The 21,009-nt window shown below is 39.4% G+C and carries 17 protein-coding genes; all 17 read right to left on the bottom strand.

The genetic code is table 11. The features are described from left to right. Positions 1-591: a hypothetical protein gene (locus tag QM810_RS08505; protein WP_000568114.1), complete on the bottom strand. Its 591-nt coding sequence runs from the start codon at positions 589-591 to the stop codon at positions 1-3. A 14-nt stretch (positions 592-605) separates the two neighbouring features. Then, the gene (locus tag QM810_RS08500) at positions 606-1,946 is read right to left on the bottom strand and encodes a CHAP domain-containing protein (protein WP_042902886.1); all 1,341 of its coding nucleotides are present in this window, start codon (positions 1,944-1,946) and stop codon (positions 606-608) included. A 15-nt stretch (positions 1,947-1,961) separates the two neighbouring features. Beyond that, positions 1,962-2,213 carry a hypothetical protein gene (locus tag QM810_RS08495; protein ID WP_001107251.1) on the bottom strand — a complete coding sequence of 84 codons (252 nt, stop codon included), beginning with the start codon at positions 2,211-2,213 and terminating at the stop codon, positions 1,962-1,964. Positions 2,214-2,232: 19 nt separating this feature from the next. Then, a complete protein-coding gene (locus QM810_RS08490; protein WP_414254553.1) occupies positions 2,233-4,179 on the bottom strand; it encodes a virulence factor in 1,947 nt (648 codons plus the stop codon). A 10-nt stretch (positions 4,180-4,189) separates the two neighbouring features. Continuing rightward, entirely contained in the window at positions 4,190-4,837 is a 648-nt protein-coding gene (locus QM810_RS08485; protein WP_033584669.1) for a hypothetical protein, read from the bottom strand. Beyond that, positions 4,837-5,145 (bottom strand): DUF5592 family protein, encoded by a 309-nt coding sequence (locus tag QM810_RS08480; protein ID WP_000274176.1) that lies wholly within the window; start codon positions 5,143-5,145, stop codon positions 4,837-4,839. Before QM810_RS08480 ends, QM810_RS08485 begins: the two co-directional genes overlap by 1 nt. Before the next feature lie 147 nt (positions 5,146-5,292). Then, positions 5,293-5,574 carry a BRCT domain-containing protein gene (locus QM810_RS08475; protein WP_006151897.1) on the bottom strand — a complete coding sequence of 94 codons (282 nt, stop codon included), beginning with the start codon at positions 5,572-5,574 and terminating at the stop codon, positions 5,293-5,295. A gap of 8 nt (positions 5,575-5,582) precedes the next feature. Next, positions 5,583-7,736: a pLS20_p028 family conjugation system transmembrane protein gene (locus tag QM810_RS08470; RefSeq protein ID WP_414254552.1), complete on the bottom strand. Its 2,154-nt coding sequence runs from the start codon at positions 7,734-7,736 to the stop codon at positions 5,583-5,585. 122 nt (positions 7,737-7,858) lie between these two features. Continuing rightward, positions 7,859-8,359, bottom strand: coding sequence for a hypothetical protein (locus QM810_RS08465; RefSeq protein ID WP_414254551.1), 501 nt, complete (start codon positions 8,357-8,359; stop codon positions 7,859-7,861). 83 nt (positions 8,360-8,442) lie between these two features. After that, positions 8,443-11,571, bottom strand: coding sequence for a VirD4-like conjugal transfer protein, CD1115 family (locus QM810_RS08460; protein WP_414254550.1), 3,129 nt, complete (start codon positions 11,569-11,571; stop codon positions 8,443-8,445). A gap of 4 nt (positions 11,572-11,575) precedes the next feature. Continuing rightward, positions 11,576-11,821 (bottom strand): hypothetical protein, encoded by a 246-nt coding sequence (locus QM810_RS08455; protein ID WP_254724892.1) that lies wholly within the window; start codon positions 11,819-11,821, stop codon positions 11,576-11,578. A gap of 171 nt (positions 11,822-11,992) precedes the next feature. Then, entirely contained in the window at positions 11,993-12,430 is a 438-nt protein-coding gene (locus QM810_RS08450) for a single-stranded DNA-binding protein (RefSeq protein ID WP_254724891.1), read from the bottom strand. A 76-nt stretch (positions 12,431-12,506) separates the two neighbouring features. Next, entirely contained in the window at positions 12,507-16,784 is a 4,278-nt protein-coding gene (locus QM810_RS08445; protein WP_414254549.1) for an SspB-related isopeptide-forming adhesin, read from the bottom strand. A 21-nt stretch (positions 16,785-16,805) separates the two neighbouring features. Next, a complete protein-coding gene (locus QM810_RS08440; protein WP_414254548.1) occupies positions 16,806-17,624 on the bottom strand; it encodes an LPXTG cell wall anchor domain-containing protein in 819 nt (272 codons plus the stop codon). 16 nt (positions 17,625-17,640) lie between these two features. Next, on the bottom strand, positions 17,641-18,714 hold the full coding sequence (locus QM810_RS08435; protein ID WP_414254547.1) for a hypothetical protein: 1,074 nt from the start codon (positions 18,712-18,714) through the stop codon (positions 17,641-17,643). A 13-nt stretch (positions 18,715-18,727) separates the two neighbouring features. Next, the gene (locus QM810_RS08430; protein WP_414254546.1) at positions 18,728-19,066 is read right to left on the bottom strand and encodes a conjugal transfer protein TrbC; all 339 of its coding nucleotides are present in this window, start codon (positions 19,064-19,066) and stop codon (positions 18,728-18,730) included. Positions 19,067-19,158: 92 nt separating this feature from the next. Further along, entirely contained in the window at positions 19,159-21,009 is a 1,851-nt protein-coding gene (locus QM810_RS08425; RefSeq protein ID WP_414254545.1) for an AAA family ATPase, read from the bottom strand.

Below are 21,009 nucleotides of genomic sequence, written 5' to 3'. Positions count from 1 at the left end.
TTATCCGTATGTACCACCTATATTTCCGCCAACATAGGCTTTTAGCTGGATTTGTTGAACCGTAGTATTGAAATTTCCAACGAAATAGCTGTTCTCTTCTCCATTTTTAGTTAGAACAACTAAAAATTGAATCACGTCATCTGATTCAGTTGGCATCACTTCCAATTGTTTAGGTTGAAAATCATACTGATTCGTCAGAAGAGCCATCGCAAAGGTTTGAACCATCGCATTCTGTGTCATAGATAAATGATTCTCGATTGTTCCCTTGACATTTGGCAGAAACTTCGTCTTTTTTATATCTGCTACTGCTTCTTCAAAGGCTTTTAACACTTCTTTTTTGTCTTCTGAGCTTGCCTCTGCATAGGGGCGTTCTAGTTTTAGCTTAGCTGTCCGATAATTCTTCTCGTCTGCTGTTTCCTCTTTGGAAGACGGCTCGTTTTGAGTGGTTCCTGAAGAACTCACCTGAGCCGTTTCCTCTATTTTGGTTTGTTGAGATGGCCTGATACTTGATACAATCCCTATTCCTGCCAAAATCAATAGAATACCTACTACAATCGATACAACCATATTCTCTTTTATCCAATCAATCATCTTATATCCTCCTTTTAATTTGAACTTAATTTAGCTTCTCTGTCATCTGGATAAGCAAAAGAGATTACCTGTTCTTGCTGTTGAGATTTAGTCCAAATACGATAATTCCATGTATATGGAGTTTTGAACTGATCCCAGCCACTCAGAGGTGTATTTTGCTCTACAAACAAGATGGAGCCATTCTCAAAAACATGACATACAATACCAGTATGGCCATATCCTCCGCCCCCTACCTGTGTAGAAAAAATAGCGCCTTTTTTAGGTGTAGTCTTAACTGAGTTTCCAAATATTGCAGCCCACGCTGCCGCCTGATCTTTCCCATCGCCCTGTACGGATCCAGAATGGCCCCATAAGTGATTTCCAATACTAATTGTAAGATTCACACATTGTCCAGCATACTCGTCACTTCCAGGATTATACCATCCTGTAGACTTAGCATAATCCATGCCTAAGCTCTTAGGATCAATAATGAATGGTTTCAAACTATCTGGTAAGTCTTCTGGTTTATACCCCCACGCAGTCGCATCTGAAGGGACAGTTCCCGTTCCATCGGTACTGCTACCTGATTCTCCACATCCACTGTTTTCAGCTGAAGAAGACACCGCACTATCTGAAGAACCGACATCTTGTGTACTGGATCCTTCATAAGGTTTCTCACCATGAGCAGCAATAGCTTCCTTATCAAGCCACTGATACTTCGTACCTAGTTTTTGGTACATATCAGTTAGCTTGCTCTTATAAGTGCCATCTGTAGCCCATCCACCATCTGCTATAGCAGATAGGCTAGCAATACCATTTGTATTGTTTATAGCCCCTTTATAGAGTGTCTGGTGAGCCATAAACTCAGCTTTTCCTACGATCCCTGCATCGTAGCTAGAGAACCAAGTATAAGCTCCTCCTGTACCGTCTCCTACATTCGCTCCAGGCTTTGTTCCTGTTAAATCAACACTATCTTCACCATACGTCGCCAGAGTAACTGGAAAATTACTTTTGCTAGAGGTTTTAACACCTCCCATATTATGAGCTTTCCAGAAGGAAGTACCATTAGGGTTCGTAAAATTGAAGCCATTCTCTATCATTGTTTGAGTGATAGAAGCTGAAGGTAGGAAACCTCCTGCCTTCCAAGACAGGATATAGGCTTCCTTATGCTTTTTTACAAAGTCATCGATGGAACCATCAGCTGAAGAAACTGTGGAGTCGCCAGTTGAAGATGTTGTTTCTACAGCACCACAATCATTTCTTCCATTATTGGTTACAGCTCCCATTATCCCAACTAACATGGTTATCCCAACATTGATAATTAATAGGAGAGCCACAAAAGGAATGAGGATCTTCAGTTTAAATATTTTTTTCATGGATACCTCGCTTATTTACCACAATCCTAATATTGTTCGCAAAATTCCATAAAAAACTAAAAATACAATAAATCCTATTCCAATCTTCTTGAGACCGTTCAAAAACTCCTTATCTCGTTCTTTTTGTGCTTCCAGGCGTTTTGGATCAGATTCTCCCTCTGAAGCGAAATAATCTCTTTCTTGTTGCATGCGATATTTACGAATCAATACGTATTGATCAAATCTCTGCTTAGTCCTGGCAATCATTCCTAGTTTATTTTTGGCCATTCTGGTTTACCTTCCTTTCTTACTCAATACCGCCATAGCGCTCAACTTCAGGGGCTAACAGCTGTTGGTTAAAGACCAGATTTCCTACCCCTGCAATATTCATGAATAACTGTCCTTTCTTCAGACGAGGCAAAGTCTCTAGTTCAGACTGGTTCATTGATCCAGATAAGGCGTTAGCTAGTAGAGGAACACTGGTTTCGTCCGTCTGAGCAAAAACTCTATATTGCATCAGACCAAAAATCCTCTGGACTGCCGTTACGTACGGATCCTTATGAGTGCCAATCCCCGTCTCAAACAGAATCCCTCGCAGTGAATTAACAGACAATACAACACCAGCAAAGTTTTCGCCCATTGTATCAATCATATCAGCCAGAAGGTTGACACTACTTTCATGCTTAGGGTCAATGAGTGTCTGTGCCCCACTAATATTGACAATATAGTGCTGCATATCCATCTCCGTTAAGTCAGGACGTCTCTTCAGTAATTGCTTACAGCGTTTTCCGTTATTGACAATATCAGCCGAGACAAGTGAAAGAACAGAGAATATTTGAACATTTAACAAATGAGGGGCGTTCTTCAAACCTGAGAAGTCAAATGTCACAACTTGCTCTGAAGAAATATCTTGAAATTTGGTTGTCCCCTCGAAAATTTCTGCGTTTGTTGTCAATAGTTCGTTAAACGTGTTGTAAATACGCTTAACAGCCTTGTGTTCGGCTTTATCCGTACTAGTTTGTTCCAGTCGACGTTTGTAGGCATCAACAAACAAAATAAAATCAGACAGAATAGGATACTCTTCCTTCACAATATCCGTCGCTTTCAGTTTTTCTGGATTCAATGAAGGATTTCGAGCCCACATATTTCCCTCAATATAAAACTCATTCAGGAGAGTTCCAAATGTGATTAAATCGTCTCCTGTCACTTCATTATTCAGGAGTTTATAGATACTCTTCAGTTTCTCGATATGAAGGTTGTAGGATTTCTTCTTATCGATTTCAGTTCCTGCTTCATTGGTCACTGTTGGAAATACCTGGAAGATATTGATACGGTTAGCCTCACCTGATAAATCAAGAATCAATCCATGTTGTTTTCGTGTCTGATCAAGAAACTGGCCAGTAGCATCAAAGTTACGAATATAATGTCCCTTCGCATAGAGACCGTCTGTGTGTTTCATAAGAAAAGATCGTTGTCCCATCTTTGGATTTCCAGATAGGATCATAAAGGATCGTGTTCTTTTCTCGTCACGTTCTAGAAAATTGAAATTTACCGCTCCGTTCGTTGGAGTCCATCCAAGATAGAAGCCTTTCTCATCTTCTAGCTTCGTATGATTAAAGAAATATCCACCAGCTATTGAGTGAGCTGGAGTCGGTATCCCTCTTCGATGATTGGGCAAATCAATCTGATATTCGGCTGGAATAAATGGAGCATGGTATTCAAAATCTAATTCTCCAGACAGAATAGTGGATTTGAATTTCGACGTTTTGTCTTTGACTTCTTCAACCTTCTTGAATAACTCTTCTTTGATTGATGCAAACACAAAGACACGAATATACATCCCATACATAGCTATATTCCGCTTATCAATTTCACGGCTTAGTTTATTAAGATTGTCAATCTCATCTAATTCTTTCCGATTATTGGTTAGTTTGCTATTGTTTGTAATCCGTGTTGACTTCTCTTCAATAGAGTCCTCAATCTCTTTTTGAAGCTGTCTGTTATCCTCCTTGTACAGCGATAGGAAGGAACGTGTTCCAGGAATCAACAACAATTCAGAAAGCCAAAAACGATCCATTCCTTCAGTTGGATATTCATAATAGTGTAAGACCGTATGGTATCCATCTCCACTTATCCAGGAGCGGTCATCCTTTTGAAAATCAATATTTCCTTGCGGTTGAATCTGGCTAAGAAAGGCAAGGTCATATCCTTCATTTTTTAGTTGTCTTTGTCTACGTTTTGATAAATCAGGCATGCTATCTCTCCTATACTTTCTCATTCATATTGTTGTATTGCTTTATAATCTGAATTTTCTTCCTGTAGCTGATATCTTGTGGAACAAAATCATTATTTCCATAAGTTTTAGCCTTACGAACCAATTCGTCCAATTCGGTTGTTGTAGGCGCAAATAACCACAGTATAAACTCTGTATTATAGACTTCTTGTCGGATGCTTTCTTCAACTTTAATTTGGCTTTGAAGCCAAATTTCACGATCCTTGAGTTGTAAAAAACGTCTATCATTTACTGATAACTTAGACATTTCTTGTCGCACTAAATCCAAATGATGGCGCAAGTCAGAAATTTGCGTATCTGTATTTGTTGGTAAAGTTGTCGTCTCCACTTGGATATTCGGTCCAAATCGAGTCAACCAGGTTTCAAAATTTTCAATAGTTCTCATAACCTCGTTATAAGACATCGATCCTAAATCTTTACCTGGTATCTCCATCAGCTGCAAGTAGCCATAATCAACTAACTGGATATAAGCCTGGCTGTTTGGAATGATTGATTTTACATCTAACAACTCAACGCAAGAATGTAAATCAAAATATTCCTGCGTTTGTTTCTTTGTTTCTTGGATACGTCCCAGAGGGCGTTTCTCGTTTTTTGAGGGTTGAATTTGTTTAATCGCCATTATGGTTTTCTCCTTCTGATATAATTCAAGCTAATATAACGTTTTCTTCTTCGTCTGAAGAAAAGAAACATGCTGTGCCAGTTCTTTTTGCCACCGTTAGCTGGTAACACCAGATACAAACTCAAAACTGGTGTTAAAAAAATGAATGCGAACATCTGTATCCACTGGCTTTTAGGAAAGATTTTTAAGCCAACGCTCAAAGCGATTACTCCAGTAATTCCTACAAAAGCAATATCTAGAATAAGAAGGCCTATAATCTTGATTTTGGCATAGATATCTCTAGGTACACCGTATTTTTCACCGTACATGAATTTCTCCTTTATATTTGTTTTGACACTCACATTATAATGAATAATCGAAAATATCTTTTAAAGGGACAATAGCATTTTTGCCATTATCTTTCAGGAAGTAAATACACAAAAAGTTATATACTTTTTTGCACAATAAAAGAAGCCTCAATCTTGAGACTTCTTAACTAAATCAAAGAATGATTCTTCAGAAAGAAAAGTAATCAATTGGCCTTCTGATAGTCTTCTAAGCGCTGCATCATGCTTCTTAGAACTTTTATCTGGATCAAAAAGATTCAACTGCTTGTGTCCTACAACCAATATATCTGTCCTAGAAGACACATAGTTTTGCACGACAGCCCCTTTACTTTCTAAAAATCGTATGGCCTCTTCTCGAGTTAGAGGACGTAAGCTTCCTGTGATAACAATATTCTTCCCAGTTAAATCCATAATTCATCCTATTCCTCCTCTTCAGGACTTTCAGCACCTGTGATATGACGTCCTCCTTGCATACGCTGTCCTGCTTGTTGCATCTGTTGGTTCATGTAATTCATTTGACTCATACTCTGTTGAAATTTTTGTTGAGAAGAGTCTGGTTGTTTCGGTGCTTGTGTCGATTCTACAACTGATTGAGATGAACCTTGGGTTGGTGGCTCCGTTCCTCCAGTTAGATGAGGTGAATCTTGAATTGGAGCTTCCGTTCCTCCAGTTGGATGAGTTGACTCTTTAATTGGTGGCTCCGCTCCTTCAGTTTGAAGTGGTGGATCTTGAATTGGGGACTCCACTCCTTCAGCTGAAGAAGTTGGATCGACAATAGGTGCGTCCGTTGTTCCTGGGTCAATTGGAGGCTCAGGAATATCAACTGGTCCAGGCTGATTAATACCAGGAACTGCATCGTTTTTCAATGCGTTATAGGTCGCATTTTGAGCAGAGACAGCCTTATCATCCAGCTTATCTAAAACGTTACCAACTGCCCCTTTCCCATTTTGCATGGCTTCAAATGCTTTCCATTCTGCCAAATCAACCATATTACTTACACCACCTTTGGCCGCATTCATCAAGCCCTGATCTTTTATAGAGTTCAAAGCACCTTGAATACCACCTCCAGTTCTGGCTAGGCTATTTCCTAGAATCTGACTTCCTTTAGACAAGGCATCTGGAGCTTTTTGTGCCATATCCATACCAAATTGACCAAGTGCCATACCACCATTAAAGAGACCGCCTGCTCCAGCCGCAAAGGCATTGCCCATCATCATAGCTCCGAGCAGTTGTTGAGCTGTTTCACTATGACCTGTTGAAACTCCAAGCCAGCGCTCAATCATGGCCACTCCTTGCATAGCTGCGAAGAATACTCCAACATAAACAAAGGCAGCTGCTAGGCACTGTTCCCACATGTTGAGTCCGTCAAAGAATCCGCCAGAAAGCTTCGATACAGCTGAGACAGAAAGGATTGGTAAATCTCTGAAAATCTCAAGGGTTACACGCATAATGATAACTTCAAAGAAGATTCCTGCCAAGGCACCGCCAATCGTTCTTAACAACTCTTTGTATTTCTTTGAGTTTGATAGAGAACTATAGCCGAGAATCGGAGAAATCATTGCTTCAATCAGAATATCAAAAACTGATTTGACGAGCTTGATGATCATGCTGACCAATAGAACAATCAGGATAATGTACTGAAGGAACATCCCTATCCAGTTGACTTTATAGCGCATATAAACTGATTCAAAAGCACTCAATTGATTAATGACTCGGTGTTCTGTAATACTTTCAACTCCAGTATTATTGGAATTTAATTTATGGAGGAACAAGCCTTTAATTCCTGGTATTTTATCATGTTTTTCTATATCCTGTATCATTTGTGGATTCGTTGTACCATAGTTTGCCCCAAAATCAATCTTGGTCGCAAAATCAGTCGTATCCCGCTGCGCAGGGTCATCCGTGATATTATTGACAGGAGTAGAGCCTTCCTGAACAGGCTTGATGAAGCCATAATCATCCATTGGAAACAACTCCGTAGAAAAATCTTTGTAGATCAAGACTTTTAAGTCTACTACATTATTTTTCATGGGCTGAAGAGCCAAGGAAGAAATCGGTTGGCTACCGGATGGCGCTTCACTGGAGACTGTCTGGATAGACATGGCATCCTGTGCCACTGCTGTTGAGATGGTGGTCAAAGCTAGTGGTAATACTGCAGTTACAGCTGTTACCAAAAGGAAATTCGTAATGACCCCTTTGTATTTGACTGGTTTTGTAAAAACTCCTGCGACAGCCGACACAACCAAAATCAGGGTAAACAAGGACGTTCCTAATATCTGAAACCAGTAAAAGAACTGGCCTATAATCGTCTTCTGGTCTCCCAGATAACCGAAGAGACCAAAGAGCTTGAACATATTATTAAAAACATGTTCTAAGCTGGAAGTGATTTGATAAAGGGCCTTGGCAATCCCTCCTGGCAAATAGGCTAGAAATGCCATAAATGCAGGAGTCGGTTCTAAATAGTTTCCCCAGTAGGAATAGAACTCCGCTAGCTTTTTTGCATTCTCGCCTGTGATTTCACCATTGAGATCCTTGACCTCGTTCATCAAATCTGAAAAGGTTTGATAGTGCACTAAAGGTACCTTCTTTCTTTCTAAGATACCCCTATCATATTCGATAATGGCAAAATCGTTTTTAAAGGGACAATGAAATTCTGACAACAAAAAAAGCCTCAAGTAATTGAGACTTTTGTAAATTAATCTGCGGTTCCGTTGAAATCATAGAAAGCATTGTCTTCTTTATAGCCACGACGGAGTTCAATAATTCTGATTTTTTTACCACCCTCGGTCAAGACGACTTGATAATAAGCTTCTGCCTCTTCGGGCTTATCTATGTTCCTATAATCAACAGCGATTGTAAAGTTATCCTTTCCTTTCAACTGGCTTTCTAAACTAACTAGGGTACCTCTGAAATCAGCTGGGATTGCCTTCACTTGTTCCTCTGAAAGAACACTATAATTGATACTTTCACCGTCGTTATTTGAGATAGTTCGTTTTTCTTTATCAAATTTCAAGGTAGTTCCTACTCCACCCTTAAAATCACTACTCTCATAACCATGTTCTGGTGAGAAGCCTGTATAGCTATCTTTTAGCACATTTTTAGCAAGACTTTCAGGTGATTTTTGACCACATGCTCCTAGTAAAATCATGGCTAACCCTACTAAAACAATTCTTAAAAAGTGCTTTGCTTTCATCATTTTTTCTCCTGATTATTATTTACTTCATTATAACAAACATCATTTTTTCTTGCAAGTGTTTATATAACTTATTGTACATCTTTTTAGATAACTTCATCCGCAAAGAAGTCATCTTCATCATCATAATAATCATAGTCACCTTGAATGACACTAGCTACAGTTGCCTGAAATAGCTCATCTGTGGAAGTAAATGATTGGGATTGCACCTTTTGTCCTTTACTGTGTCGGCCTGATAGTTTGGGAGTCTCTCCATTGTTGCTGAGGAGAGGCATAGTCAAACGTTGCCTCCAGTCTATGATGTTGTTGAAGGCTGTACCAGCATCAACTGCTATTTCCTGAAGCTCTAGCTCACGGTGTGCACTTTCGACTGGAATATCTGCAAGAGTCATCGATGTATCAAACTCCTCTTGTAAGAACATGTACTTGTAAGGGAAGCTGTTCTTATCATGTGCGAAGATTGGATCCGTTGTGACCTTACGTCCAACATTATCCCGTCCCTTGACCCCACGTAAGATAACCGCTTCTCCTTCCTGGAGCTTGGCCAATTGTGTTGGTGTCAACAACTCTTGTTTTGGATTCTCGACAGCTACATTTGGATTGGCTTCGTCCAGGATATTGCTGGAGCGCCGTCTTCTGGTGATGGTACGTGTACCCAACTCCCCACTAAATCTCTTATTGGTATCTGGAGACGTCGTTTTGACGTAAACTTTCAATGAACAGTTATCCAGAATCGTTTGTGCAACATTTTCACCATAGACATTAACCAATTGTTCCAAGTTTTGAACCCAAAGATAATAAAGAATGTTTTGTCCCAATCCGATAGAAATTTTCGTATCCATGTGAGGAATAGCTGGAATATTTGTAAACTCATCCAAGATATGGAGAATCCGATTGATACATTTCCGCCCATTCGTTAAGGCAAGGTCATAGTTGGCATTGTACAACTGATCCAAGAACAAAGAGACAATCCCATTGTACTCTGTTCGGTTTGGTGGTGTTACCAGATAGACGACTCTTGGTTTATCGGAGTAAATCAACTCAATATCTGACTCTTGGAGAAGATTTTGAGTGTCTTCTTTGCTCTTCAGAACCCTTACATCGATATGATCTAAAATTGGCTTCTTGGTATACTCATCTAGTTCTAACCTATCTCCATCTTTTCGATAGACTTTTTCAGCTGAGAATTGGAAGACCCGATCCCGAACTGGAGACTTACCATTTTTCTTATGATTAAAATCAATCGTAACCGTAAACTGATCTGGAAGTTTAGGTTCGATGGCATAAGTCAGATAGCCTTCTCCATCAATAAGAGCTGTCGCTTGCTTCACATAATCGACTTGCTTTTCAACTTTGCCCCATTTCTTCAAGCCTGTAATGGTTACCCTAGCAGTCTTATGCTTGAACTCATTTTTTAATTGACTGTTGGTGCTTGATCTCAACTTAACAGACAATCGACGTGGGAAGGCAAAAGACTCTAAATCAATCGAGTTTTTGGAAGTGAGCTTCGCCACGTTGTCTTGCAAGAACAGGTTGATTCCTGTCATCATGCTAGAGTAGACATTTCCTTTAGTCTCATCACCACCAAAGTCTGAAGCACGAAATTCGATATCCGCCATTTGTCTAAATTTCGAGAATTGTTTTTGATTGACTTGTCTCAAATTATCAAAATAGACTGTGATTTTTGACTTCTTGGATACCTGTTGTTCTCGGCTTGGATTCTCAACGATTTCACCCGCACCATCTACAAAGACTTCTTCAGACCCCATTGTCGCCAAGAATTTCGCAACGTTAGGGATCGTAATGGTATCCCAGGCATCGTCTTCACCATTTTGATAAGTTTCATTAGCCCGATCCATCAAAGCCATTGTAAGAGCGTTAAACAAGGATATAGAAGACTTACGAAAATACTCCGCATTTCCCTTCTCACCACCTTTTTGTTTGGGAAAAATGGATTCTGCAACTGCATTGACATAGGTTTGCGTTTTCTCATAGTAACCTTTCTTGGCAGCTGCAATAGCTAGAGCCAAAGGATTGTAGGACATAGACCAATCCATATTTTGGAAAGAAAGCACATCAACTTCATAGCCACGTTGCCTCATCGTTTTGTAAGAGGCTTGGTAGTGTTCTCCTTTCGGGTCTGCCAGAACTAGCGATGGCTGCAACTCCGCACGACTGTTGATATCAATCGCTGTCGTGATCTGACCTTCCCCCTTACCTGAGCGAGTCATCCCAATCCCTAACAGATTCGTCGGCTTATCTTCAATGTAATAATATCCCGAAGGAAAAGATTGCATGCCCAAAATGCGCTCCGCATTGGTCACGTATCGACTGATTGTCTTATTTTGCCATAACATTTGCGTTCGGAGTGTTTGTCCTGCCAAATCATGAGTCAGTTCATGAAATACAGGAGCCCCACCTTCACCTGGATAAGTTAGAGCTTTATTGGGAATCTTTTTGTATTGACGACGAATTTCATCAACCGTCACAAAACGGTCATCCCCCTCCTCATTATGGTTGTAGTCACGAAACTGCTCAAAGTTGATCCAAGCAGATTTCCAAGCAAGGACTAGACCCATCAGAAAGAGAGGAAAAGCTAAAATCGGGGCAATCCAAAAGACTTTTACATTCAATAAACTTTGAAACAAGAGGCTGTTTAAGTCAAAGTTTACGGCCTTACTAGCATCTTTAAACGACCAAATACTAAAGTAGAGAAAGCGGATTGTAGCCCTCAAAACAGTAACCAGGTAATTGGTTAAGATAAAAGCAATAAAGCTAAAACCTAATCCCATATAGACGAAGCTACGATAACTTTTAAAATAAAGAATTGGTTTCATTTCTTTATCAAACCGTTTTCGTTCCTGTTTTACAAAGGGAATCATATAAACAATTCGAAAGAGAATATTCCAAAGAATGAGGGAGACAAGCGCAATGATTTTTGGAATCAATAACTTTACCCATTTGAACAGCCCTCTGGCTGATTGCTTCCATACCTGTTCCCAATCAATCGCTTTGCGACCTTTCCAACCTCTTTTAAAAATCTGCTGAAGAAAACTCTTGCTTTTTAGTAACCGCTGATACTGCCTTAAGAAGTAAGGTTGAAAGAGTCTGAAGAGGTAATAACCTGCGACTCCTAAAAAAAGTAAGGTATTGATCCAACTGGCTCGAATCAATTGGATAAGGGTATAAAATACTACTTCAAATAACTCAAACAAACTACTACCCCCTTACACCTTCCAAAAACCATTCCATTTTTCGAGTATAGAAGCTCGAAAAGAGAAATATGTGAAACTGTAGCCTTGGAGAGGCTTTCTCATAACGGTTAAAATAGTTTTCCAACCATTTCTCTCCATCCAACTGAAGAACATTCAATCGACTGGATCGACTTTGTTCTAAGTAATTGGTCACCTGAAGAGATTCCGCAATCAATTCATCAGACAGATAATTGTATTTTTGTCTTGTCATCATTGCACTCCTTTCTGATTATTTCTTAGTTCCCCTCTATTCTAAAGGATAATATCAAATTCTTTGTTAAAGGGACAAAAGATATTGTTGTACCATAAGTTATATAACTTTTTATACAATAAATAAGCAACAAAAAAAGCACACAAGTGTTCTTGTATGCTTTCAATACCTTTAGAATGGGGAATCCGCATCCATTGGTTCAGGATAGGATGGAGGAATAGAACTTGGTGTCGGCTGAGAAAATCCCTGTTGTTCCTGCTTACGTCGGTTCGATGCTTCCCTATTTTCAAGGAAAGTAATTCCTCCTTGTTGGTTTGGTGAAATAAACTGATACGTCCGACGTTGACCTTGTTCATCGTTATATGGTCGTTGGATAATTTCTCCTTTTAAGAGAATTGGAGAGCCTTTTGATAGACTCTGAGCCATCAATTCTGCTTGTTTTCCGTATACTTGCACATGGAAGAAACTAGAAATTGGTTTATTTGTATCATCAGTCATACTAGAGTCACAAACAAACTCAAATTTGAAACTGGCATGACCATTTTGAGTTTGACCTACTGCATCATTTGGAATAAATGCAACACGTCCAGAAGCAATAAATACTTGCATTTTTTCTCCTTTCAATAAAGACCACAAGAGAGTTATACCCCAGCTTGTGGTCATTCTTTCATTTTAATTCATCAAATTAGTTTTCTTTCGACTTACGAAGACCTGCAAGACTCAATAATCCCAAAATCATTCCCACAACTGGAAGCATGCTTGCTGCTGATCCTGTATTTGGAAGTGATGGTTGAGGATTTGGTTTTCCAGGTTCTTCAGGTTTTGGTGGAGTGTGGGTTGTTACCTTGGCAGTCATTTCTTGTCCATTGACAATATTGACAAAAGTATTCTCAACTTCTCCAGCTGCAATACGCTCTACTTCGATGTAGAAGTCCGCATCGAAGCTACCTTTGACTCCTAAAGAGTTTAGGAAGTCCTGGTTGATAACGTAAGACCATTGACCACCTTTGGCATCCCACTTAACAGTCACAAGTTTCTTGATGAACTCTGAATTAGTATCTTGGTTGAACTCAAAGGTAAAGGCATAAGAGCTACCTTTGGAAATCTTATCTCCTGCCTTAATCACTTTACCATCCTTAAGGATAACATCGTAAGGCAACGTTAGATCTTTTTCAGCAGTATATTCTGTTCCCTTAACGATACCCTTCCAATTACCAGTATATCGGTCATGCTTAGTATCAAGCTTGTCCACACCGTCATATTGGTACAACGTATGGTGTCTTTCTGGAATAGTTACACCATCAAGAAGGTACTGAATCAATTCACCTAGCTGGACTTCTTTGCCATCAAGAACTTTCTGACCTGTTTTATCAAGCGCATGTTTTTCTGGGTGTTTTGGTTTAGGTGGCTCTGGTGTACGTGTAATAACCTTGGCAGTCATTTCTTGTTTATTGACAATATTGATGAAAGTATTCTCAATCTTATCACCAGTTTCAATACGCTCCGCCTCGATGTAGAAATCTGCATCAAAGGTTCCTTTTACTCCTAGAGAGTTTAGGAAGTCTTGATTGATAACGTAAGACCATTGCCCACCTTTGGCATCCCACTTAACAGTCACAAGTTTCTTGATAAACTCTGAATTGGTATCTTGGTTGAACTCAAAGGTAAAGGCATAAGAGCTACCTTTAGCAATCTTATCTCCTGCCTTGATCACTTTACCATTCTTCAGGATAACATCGTATGGCAACGTTAGCTCTTTTTCTGCTGTGTATTCTGTACCCTTGATGATACCCTTCCAATTACCAGTATAGCGGTCATGCTTAGTATCAAGCTTATCCAAACCGTCATATTGGTACAATGTATCATGTTTTTCTGGAACAGTTACTCCATCAAGAAGGTACTGAACAAAATCACCTAGCTGAACTTCTTTGCCATCAAGGACTTTCTTGCCAGTTCTATCAAGTACATGTTTTTCTGGCTTAACATTTGGAACTTCAACTGTTACAAGATTTGACTGATAACTATTACCAAAGTCAATTTGTTTAAAGTCATTCTTGACTTTCTCCCCTGCTTTAACCAGGAGTTTAGCTGGGAGATCAATCGTCACGTTTTTATTTTGTTTCACGTAGTTTTGGTAAAAACTCTTAGAATCCTTCGCTACCCAGAGATAGAACTCTCCTCTAGGTTGCAGGTTCAATTCCTTCAGGATTTTATTGATTGCATCGGTACGTCCTTTGTCTGAAAGCACGTGATGCATGTCAAACAAGCTTTTTACGTCGTTCCCAGCAGCAGTCATTTTGATATTACCTTGATAAACTGAGAATGCACCATCTTGAACATCATCCAGGATAGCAAACTTCTTACCAAGTGCTTGTGCTGAAGCAAGAGTTTTGGTGTATGGACTATAATCAGTCACCAATCGGAAGGTCACGTTGCGATCAAATGTTATTGCACCGTTGATATCCTTACCAGAACGATCCAAAACAGCTTTGACTGGTTTTGGTGGTTTTGGTGTTTTGGTGGTAACAGTGTTTGAGTACACCTCGTATTTATTCACTAACACTTTATAAGTGTTGTCATAAAAACCTTTATCATAGATTGGCTTCCAGGTAATCACAGGAGCTGCTAGACGCTTCCCTTCGTAGGTTGCAGTAAAGGTGTAGGTATTCTTTCCTGCATCGTAAGCAACGCCCCATCCTGCTTTCTCTGCAGCTGCCTTTGTAACGGCAACATCAGGAACTGCTCCAGCTTCGAGTGGATCAATGATGGTAATCTTGTCACCTTTTTTAAGGTTCGCATAAATATTGTCATGATGCAATGTATAAAGCTGAGTAGCATTTTTAGCTACTGTTTGACCGTTTGTATTGGTCTTATCTGTATCTGCTACAGATTTGCGGACAACTGGCTTATACTGCAATTTGTAGCCGTGATAGCTTGCAGATAATTTCTGATTTTTGGTTTCAGAAAGAGTTTTAAGCGCCAAAGTTGGTTTTGCTGGATTCTTCGCTTTGACCAATTCAGCTGATACAGGTTCTGGCTTAACTGGTTTCACAGTTGTTTTTGTGATAGTTGCAGCAGCTGGAACTTCAACAACTGGCGTTACAACCTTCGTATTCAAAGCGAACCAGTAAGTTTGACCATTTGGATTATCTGGTCCATCCCATTGGATAAATTCGGTTGTGAAGGCTGTCCCTTTCTTGAAAACACCAAGTGCAGCGCCCTTGTATTGGTAAGGTGAGTCAGATGTATCCCAAAGATGCCCTACATCTTCTTGGCGGTTGTAGTCTTCAGCGTAAACATAACCATAATTCTTGTTATAGGTTACAGTTGAGCCGTTAATTTCAACATGAGTTCCGTTAATGGCTTTCGCACCTTCCCAACCAATAATATTATGGTTGAGTGAGGAATAGGTCAGGGTTGCAGGAGTCTTTTCACTTGCTTGGAAGGCTACTTCTTTCCCATCCACATTGTAGTAGTAGGTATCCGTAACCAAGAAATTCATGTAGTCTGCTGCTCCACCAGCTCCATCATTACGAGCTACTACAAATCCTTCTGTTGGATCGTTCAGGACATAGACATCATTCAATCCTGTCTTCCCTTGATTAAGAATCTCGAATTTTCGATGGATACGAGAAATATCATGCTTTTTACCATCTGCAGTTGAAACGGTCAAACCTTTCAATTTAGTGTAGTCAACTTCTGTTTTCCATCCAGTGCCAACATCCTTGTATTTCAAGACTTTAGTTGAGTCAAGAACACGAGTATAGCCTGATGTACCATTTGATGAGGCGATGTAATCTTTAGTAGTTACATGCGCTCCTGAAGCAGAGGACTTCACTGTTGCTTCAGGATTTGCTGTCGCAACACTAAGGGCTTGCAAGACTACTTCTTTAGTGTAGCCTTCCGTACTTGTTTTAGATTGAAGTTCATTGTATTTCTTCTGCCAGTCCGCTTGTGCTTTCTTAGCCTGGTTATAAGCTTGTTGGTTTTGTTTCCCAATTTGCTTAGCTTCATCAGCTGAAGAAACTTCCTGTGTTTTAGAAGTTAAAAGTACACCAGATTTTTTCAAATCCGCTGATTTGCGTTCAGCATCTTGATTGACTTGATCACTAGCATTCTTCTTCTCTGTGTAGGCAGCCATCATAGCTTTGTTAAGCTCCACTTTGCCTTTTGCTGCTGCAATAGCCTGCTCATTTTGTTTCTTCAATGCTTCTACTTCTGCAACTGAAGATACTGTACGTGTAACGACTTTAACGTCAACCTTTTCTTTCTTCAGCTGTTCAGATGCGCTTTCTACCGCTTTGTTCAGAGCAGTAGCTTGCTCAACAGTAGCATCATACTTAGATTTTTCATCTTGGTATTTTGTTACGGCTTGTTGGTTCTCTGACAAGACCTGTTTAGCTGTTTGAGTAGCTTTCTTGTTTTTGTCTGCTGAACCATCTGTAGCAGTCGAACTGTCATTCGTCACTGTGACAGTTGTTTCCCCTTCATGCTTGGCTTTTTCATCAGCTACAAATTGATTGTTAGCTTGAATAGCTTTTTGCGCTTCCTTGAAGGCTGTATTGTTTTCAACTTGTTTTGTAGTCGCTTCTTCAAGTTCCTTGACTTGCTTGTCCTGATCTTGTTTAATCTCAGACTTAGACTGTTCAAGTTTTGGAGCAGTGGTATCTGTTCCCTTATCAACAATCTGAGTTTCAGAAACGTTCACCCCTGCTTCTTTTGCTTTTTCAGCAGCCTTTGTAACTGCTCCATTATCAATCGCTACAGACTGGCTTCCTGTTGCTTTACCAGCTTGTGTAGCATAAATGTTATTGTCGTTTTTGCTTTCAGGCTGAACTGCTTCATCCGCAAATGCTGAACCTGCAGAGAAGGCTACAATACCTGCAACTGCAATTCCTGATACTAGGCCTTTAGCCCATTTTTTCTTACGGAAATATCCGTGTCCTTGTGTTTTTTCTGTCATTTTTCTTTCTCCTTCACTTAATTAAAATAATTTCTTCTTGTAGAAGTAGCCAACCGCTGTCAACAACATTCCACCGATTGCACCCAGAACGCTTTCTGCTGTCCCTGTATTTGGGAGTGTTTTGAGCTTGCCATCTTTGTCAGTAACAGAGATAGTCTTATCTTCGTTAACAGTACCACCGATCTCTTCAGGAGCTACTACAGATCCATTTGAAAGGACTACGTTTCCGTTTTGCGTGCTAACAATTGAAGCTCCTGTATTTGTTTCAACTGGTTCTTTTGTCACGTCATGCACTACTTGACCTGTTGAAGTTGAAGTAGTTCCAATTTGTGACTTCCCTTGTTGGTTCGCTTGATCAGTAGTTTTTGGCTGTTCAGCTGGGACTCCATCAAGGCTACCTGCATTATCCTTGTCCTGTGGCTTGTCTGAAGGTGCTGGTTTATCAGTTGTCACTCCGTCAAGACTTCCTGCGTTGTCTTTGTCTTGTGGTTTATCTGATGGTGTTGGTACACCATCGAGGCTACCTGCATTATCCTTATCCTGTGGCTTATCAGAAGGTGCTGGTTTATCAGTTGTCACTCCGTCAAGACTTCCTGCGTTGTCTTTGTCTTGTGGTTTATCTGATGGTGTTGTTGGGTCAACTGGAGTAACTGAAGGCTCTGTTGGCTGAGTTGCTGGTGCCTCTGTTTCTGTTGAAGCGCTAGGTGTTGTTGGCGTAACGACTTCTGTCGCTGGAGCAGAAGAATCAATTGGTGCAAGCTCGTCTGCTGATACATAACCAGCTTGTGCAAGTGCGATAGTTGAAAGTGCTAGTGCAGCTAATACATTTTTCTTGTTCATTTTAATTTTTCCTTTTCTAATTTTTAAGATAATTTGATTCTTTTGGTTCTGTTTCTACAACAAATCCATATTTTGAAGAATCAGAAGTTTTTACATCAAAAGTTAATCTAACGCTAGATGATTTATCCCCTCTTTTGACAGACAGGATATAGGAAACCGTATATCTTTGAGTTTCTGAATCATAATTCAATTTCTCTAAAATAACGGACTGTAAAATACCTTCTTTTGGTTTGGTAAATTTTGCATCACCTTCAGAAAGAAAATCTACTAGGTTTTCTTTTTTGCCCGAGTAATAAGAAGGTAAGAAATAACGGCTAAAGACATCAACTTCATTTTTCGTTGAAATGATAAGTTGAGTATTTTTTTGTTCCTGATATAAGAAATTTACTTTTTCGGACTGACTTGATAGTTGAGCGAAAGCAAAAAATACGCAAACGATATTTATCACTGACAGCACTCCCAAAACACCTAAAAATAGATAAATTTTCTTCAGAGAAACTGACTGCTTTTGAGCCATAGGAGGGGCAACAGTTGTTTGACCTCCTGCTTTTAGATCATGTGATGGACGACTTGGCTGTGAAAGAACCGCCAGCTCACCTTCAGCTGGGAAAAGAGGAAGAGAAGAATCGGACAATCCCATACTTTGTTTATATACAGGATAAATCTGGTTCTCAAAATACTCCCTTTTTTCTTGATAGCTGTAATTCGCAAATTCAGAGCGAGTAAGTATCGCTTGAATGAGGGGAAGCAGGAGATTTTCATAGTCTTCAGTAATCAGAAATGGACTAGCGTAAACCTCTCCTTCTGTTACCACGTTTTTCCCTTCCAGATGGGCGATTGCCACTTTTTTCAGCTGAAACTGACCATACATCTGTTTCAACTCTCTAAATAACAACTCGGCCTGTTGAAATGTTAGGTAGGGTAAACTTTTTGAAATCGGCTGAGAAAAATCAGAAAGATGATCCAATCCCTCAATGATATCAAGTAATTCACTATCATCTTCTGGACCTCTTCCATCTTCCCAGGAGATTTCTAAAAATAGATCATCTGTAATCGTACAGCAACCTTTATTAAAGAGTGAAAAAGCCATAAATCACCACCCCTTAACTTTTCACGAAATCAAAAATCCATTCAATAATACTTGGTCCCGCTGAAACACCAATAATTGCAATTGCAATAGACACCCAATTTTTTTTCATTGAAGCTTTTAACTCCCGTCCACCAAACGCATAAATGAGCGAAGTGACAACGGCAGCTAGACCAAATAGCGCAACACTGACTAGCTGAACTTTTGTAATTCCTTGTTTCGCCAAGTTATCCGACTTAGCAAATGGATCGTCCGCATAGACTGTAGATCCTGTTAGGAATAGGGAAAGGCTCAATAAAAACATCTGTGATTTTGTTTTTATTTGCTGAAGTTGTCTTGTCAAATAGTTTTTCATAGAAATCCTCCTTTGTTTTTTTGACAACGTTAGTATAATAGATAATTGAAAAAAATTTTTTAAAGGGACAATCATTTTTTTTAAGGTGAATTTTAAGAAAATAATGCTTCACCAAATGACCTATTTTCAGTTTCGACGTCGAACAATATTTCTCTTTTATCTTCACGGTGATGCTCATCTGGCGCATCACCCTCTACCCAAAGATGAAAATGATACTCTTGATTGTGATCAGATAAGTTCAGAAACTCTTTAGAAATTAAAGGGAGAACTTTATGTTTAATCACTCTTTCCAGTGGCCGTGCCCCATCCTTTATATTGGTTCCTACATCCAATAAATAAGTAACCAAACTTTCTTCATAAGAGAGAGTCAACTGTTGATTCTTCATTCTTTCTTGAATTTCTGATAGTTGTTTGACAATAATTTCCTTATTCACTTCCTCGTCTAACATGTTAAAAATCAATTTATATTCAATTCGATTGAGAAATTCTGGTCGGAATTTAGTTTCCAACTCCAACGTCATGCTCTTTTCAAACTGAACTTTATCCCTATCTGTTAGTTTTTTAAAATTCCCTTTCAATTCATATTGCTTAATAATTTTTTCAGAACCAATATTCGTAGTAATAATGACGATCGTATTCTTAAAGCTCACTTGCCTTCCAGTTGAATCAGTCAAGCGCCCTGCATCAAGCACCTGCAAAAATAAATCTACAACTTCTGAATGTGCTTTCTCCACTTCGTCGATCAGAATAACGCTATAAGGTTTTTGTTTAACCTTCTCAGTCAATTGTCCTTTCGTTCTAGTTTGACGATCGCCAATCAGCTTTGTGATATCTCCCTTTTGTTTATACTCAGACATATCAAAGCGAATGATTGCCTCTTCATCATCAAACATTCCCTCTGCTAGTGCCAAAGCAAGCTCTGTTTTACCAACCCCAGAAGTTCCTAGAAACATAAAGGAGGATAGGGGCTTTCTTTGATCCTGTAAACCAGCTTGTGCAACAGTTATAGCATCCACAACAGCCTCTACAGCCTCATCTTGGCCTTTCACACGTCGTGACAGCTTTTCTTTTAAACCATCTAATCTTTCCTTGTCACCTTTCAAAATCGTCGTAACAGGAATACCTGTTTTATTTTTCAGCACCTCTGCAATTTCTTGCTTCCCGACATGAACCAATCCATTTGTAGAACAAATAGTCGCTGCTTCATCTATCAGGTCAAAGGCTTTATCAGGTAAAAATTGATCAGGTATGTAGCGGACAGATAGCAGTACAGCTTGTTTTACAGCATCCGAACTAATAGAAACCTGGTGAAAGTTTTCGTAAATAGTTTTAGCTTGTTCAAGAATTTCAATCGCTTGAGGAGTTGTTGGTTCAGGAACCATAATCGGTTGCATCCTTCGCTCCAGCGCTCGGTCCATTTCGATATATTCATGAAATTCATCTAAAGTAGTTGCGCCAATCAATTGAATCTCACCACGTGACAAAACTGGCTTAATAATATTTCCAGCATCCAGAGCACCTTTATCTGAACCTCCAGCTCCAACAATCGTATGAATTTCATCAATAAAGAGAAGGTTTTCTCCTTTGGTTTCTACCATCTCCTCAATAATTTTTTTAAACTTAACAATAAATCCTCCATCTTCATCTGACATTAAACTAGATAATTCCAGAGAACGTACGGTCAAGTTTTTTAATTTTGGAGATACCTGGCTTCGTAAAATGGCTAAAGCAAATCCTTCAACAATAGCTGTTTTACCAACCCCAGCTTCTCCTACCAAAATTGGATTGTTCTTGGTTCTCCTGAGAAGAGAGGTTTGAACAGCTTCTACTTCTTTAACACGTCCGTACACCTGATAATCTTCTGCTTTTTTGGAAACTTTTTCCGTCAGATTATCTGTATAACGATCTAAATAGGGTGTTTTATTCTTTTCTTCAGTAGTCAC

Source organism: Streptococcus infantis (assembly GCF_047464155.1).
Taxonomy (GTDB): Bacteria; Bacillota; Bacilli; order Lactobacillales; family Streptococcaceae; genus Streptococcus; species Streptococcus infantis_U.
This window is presented reverse-complemented; position numbering and strand designations above follow the sequence as displayed.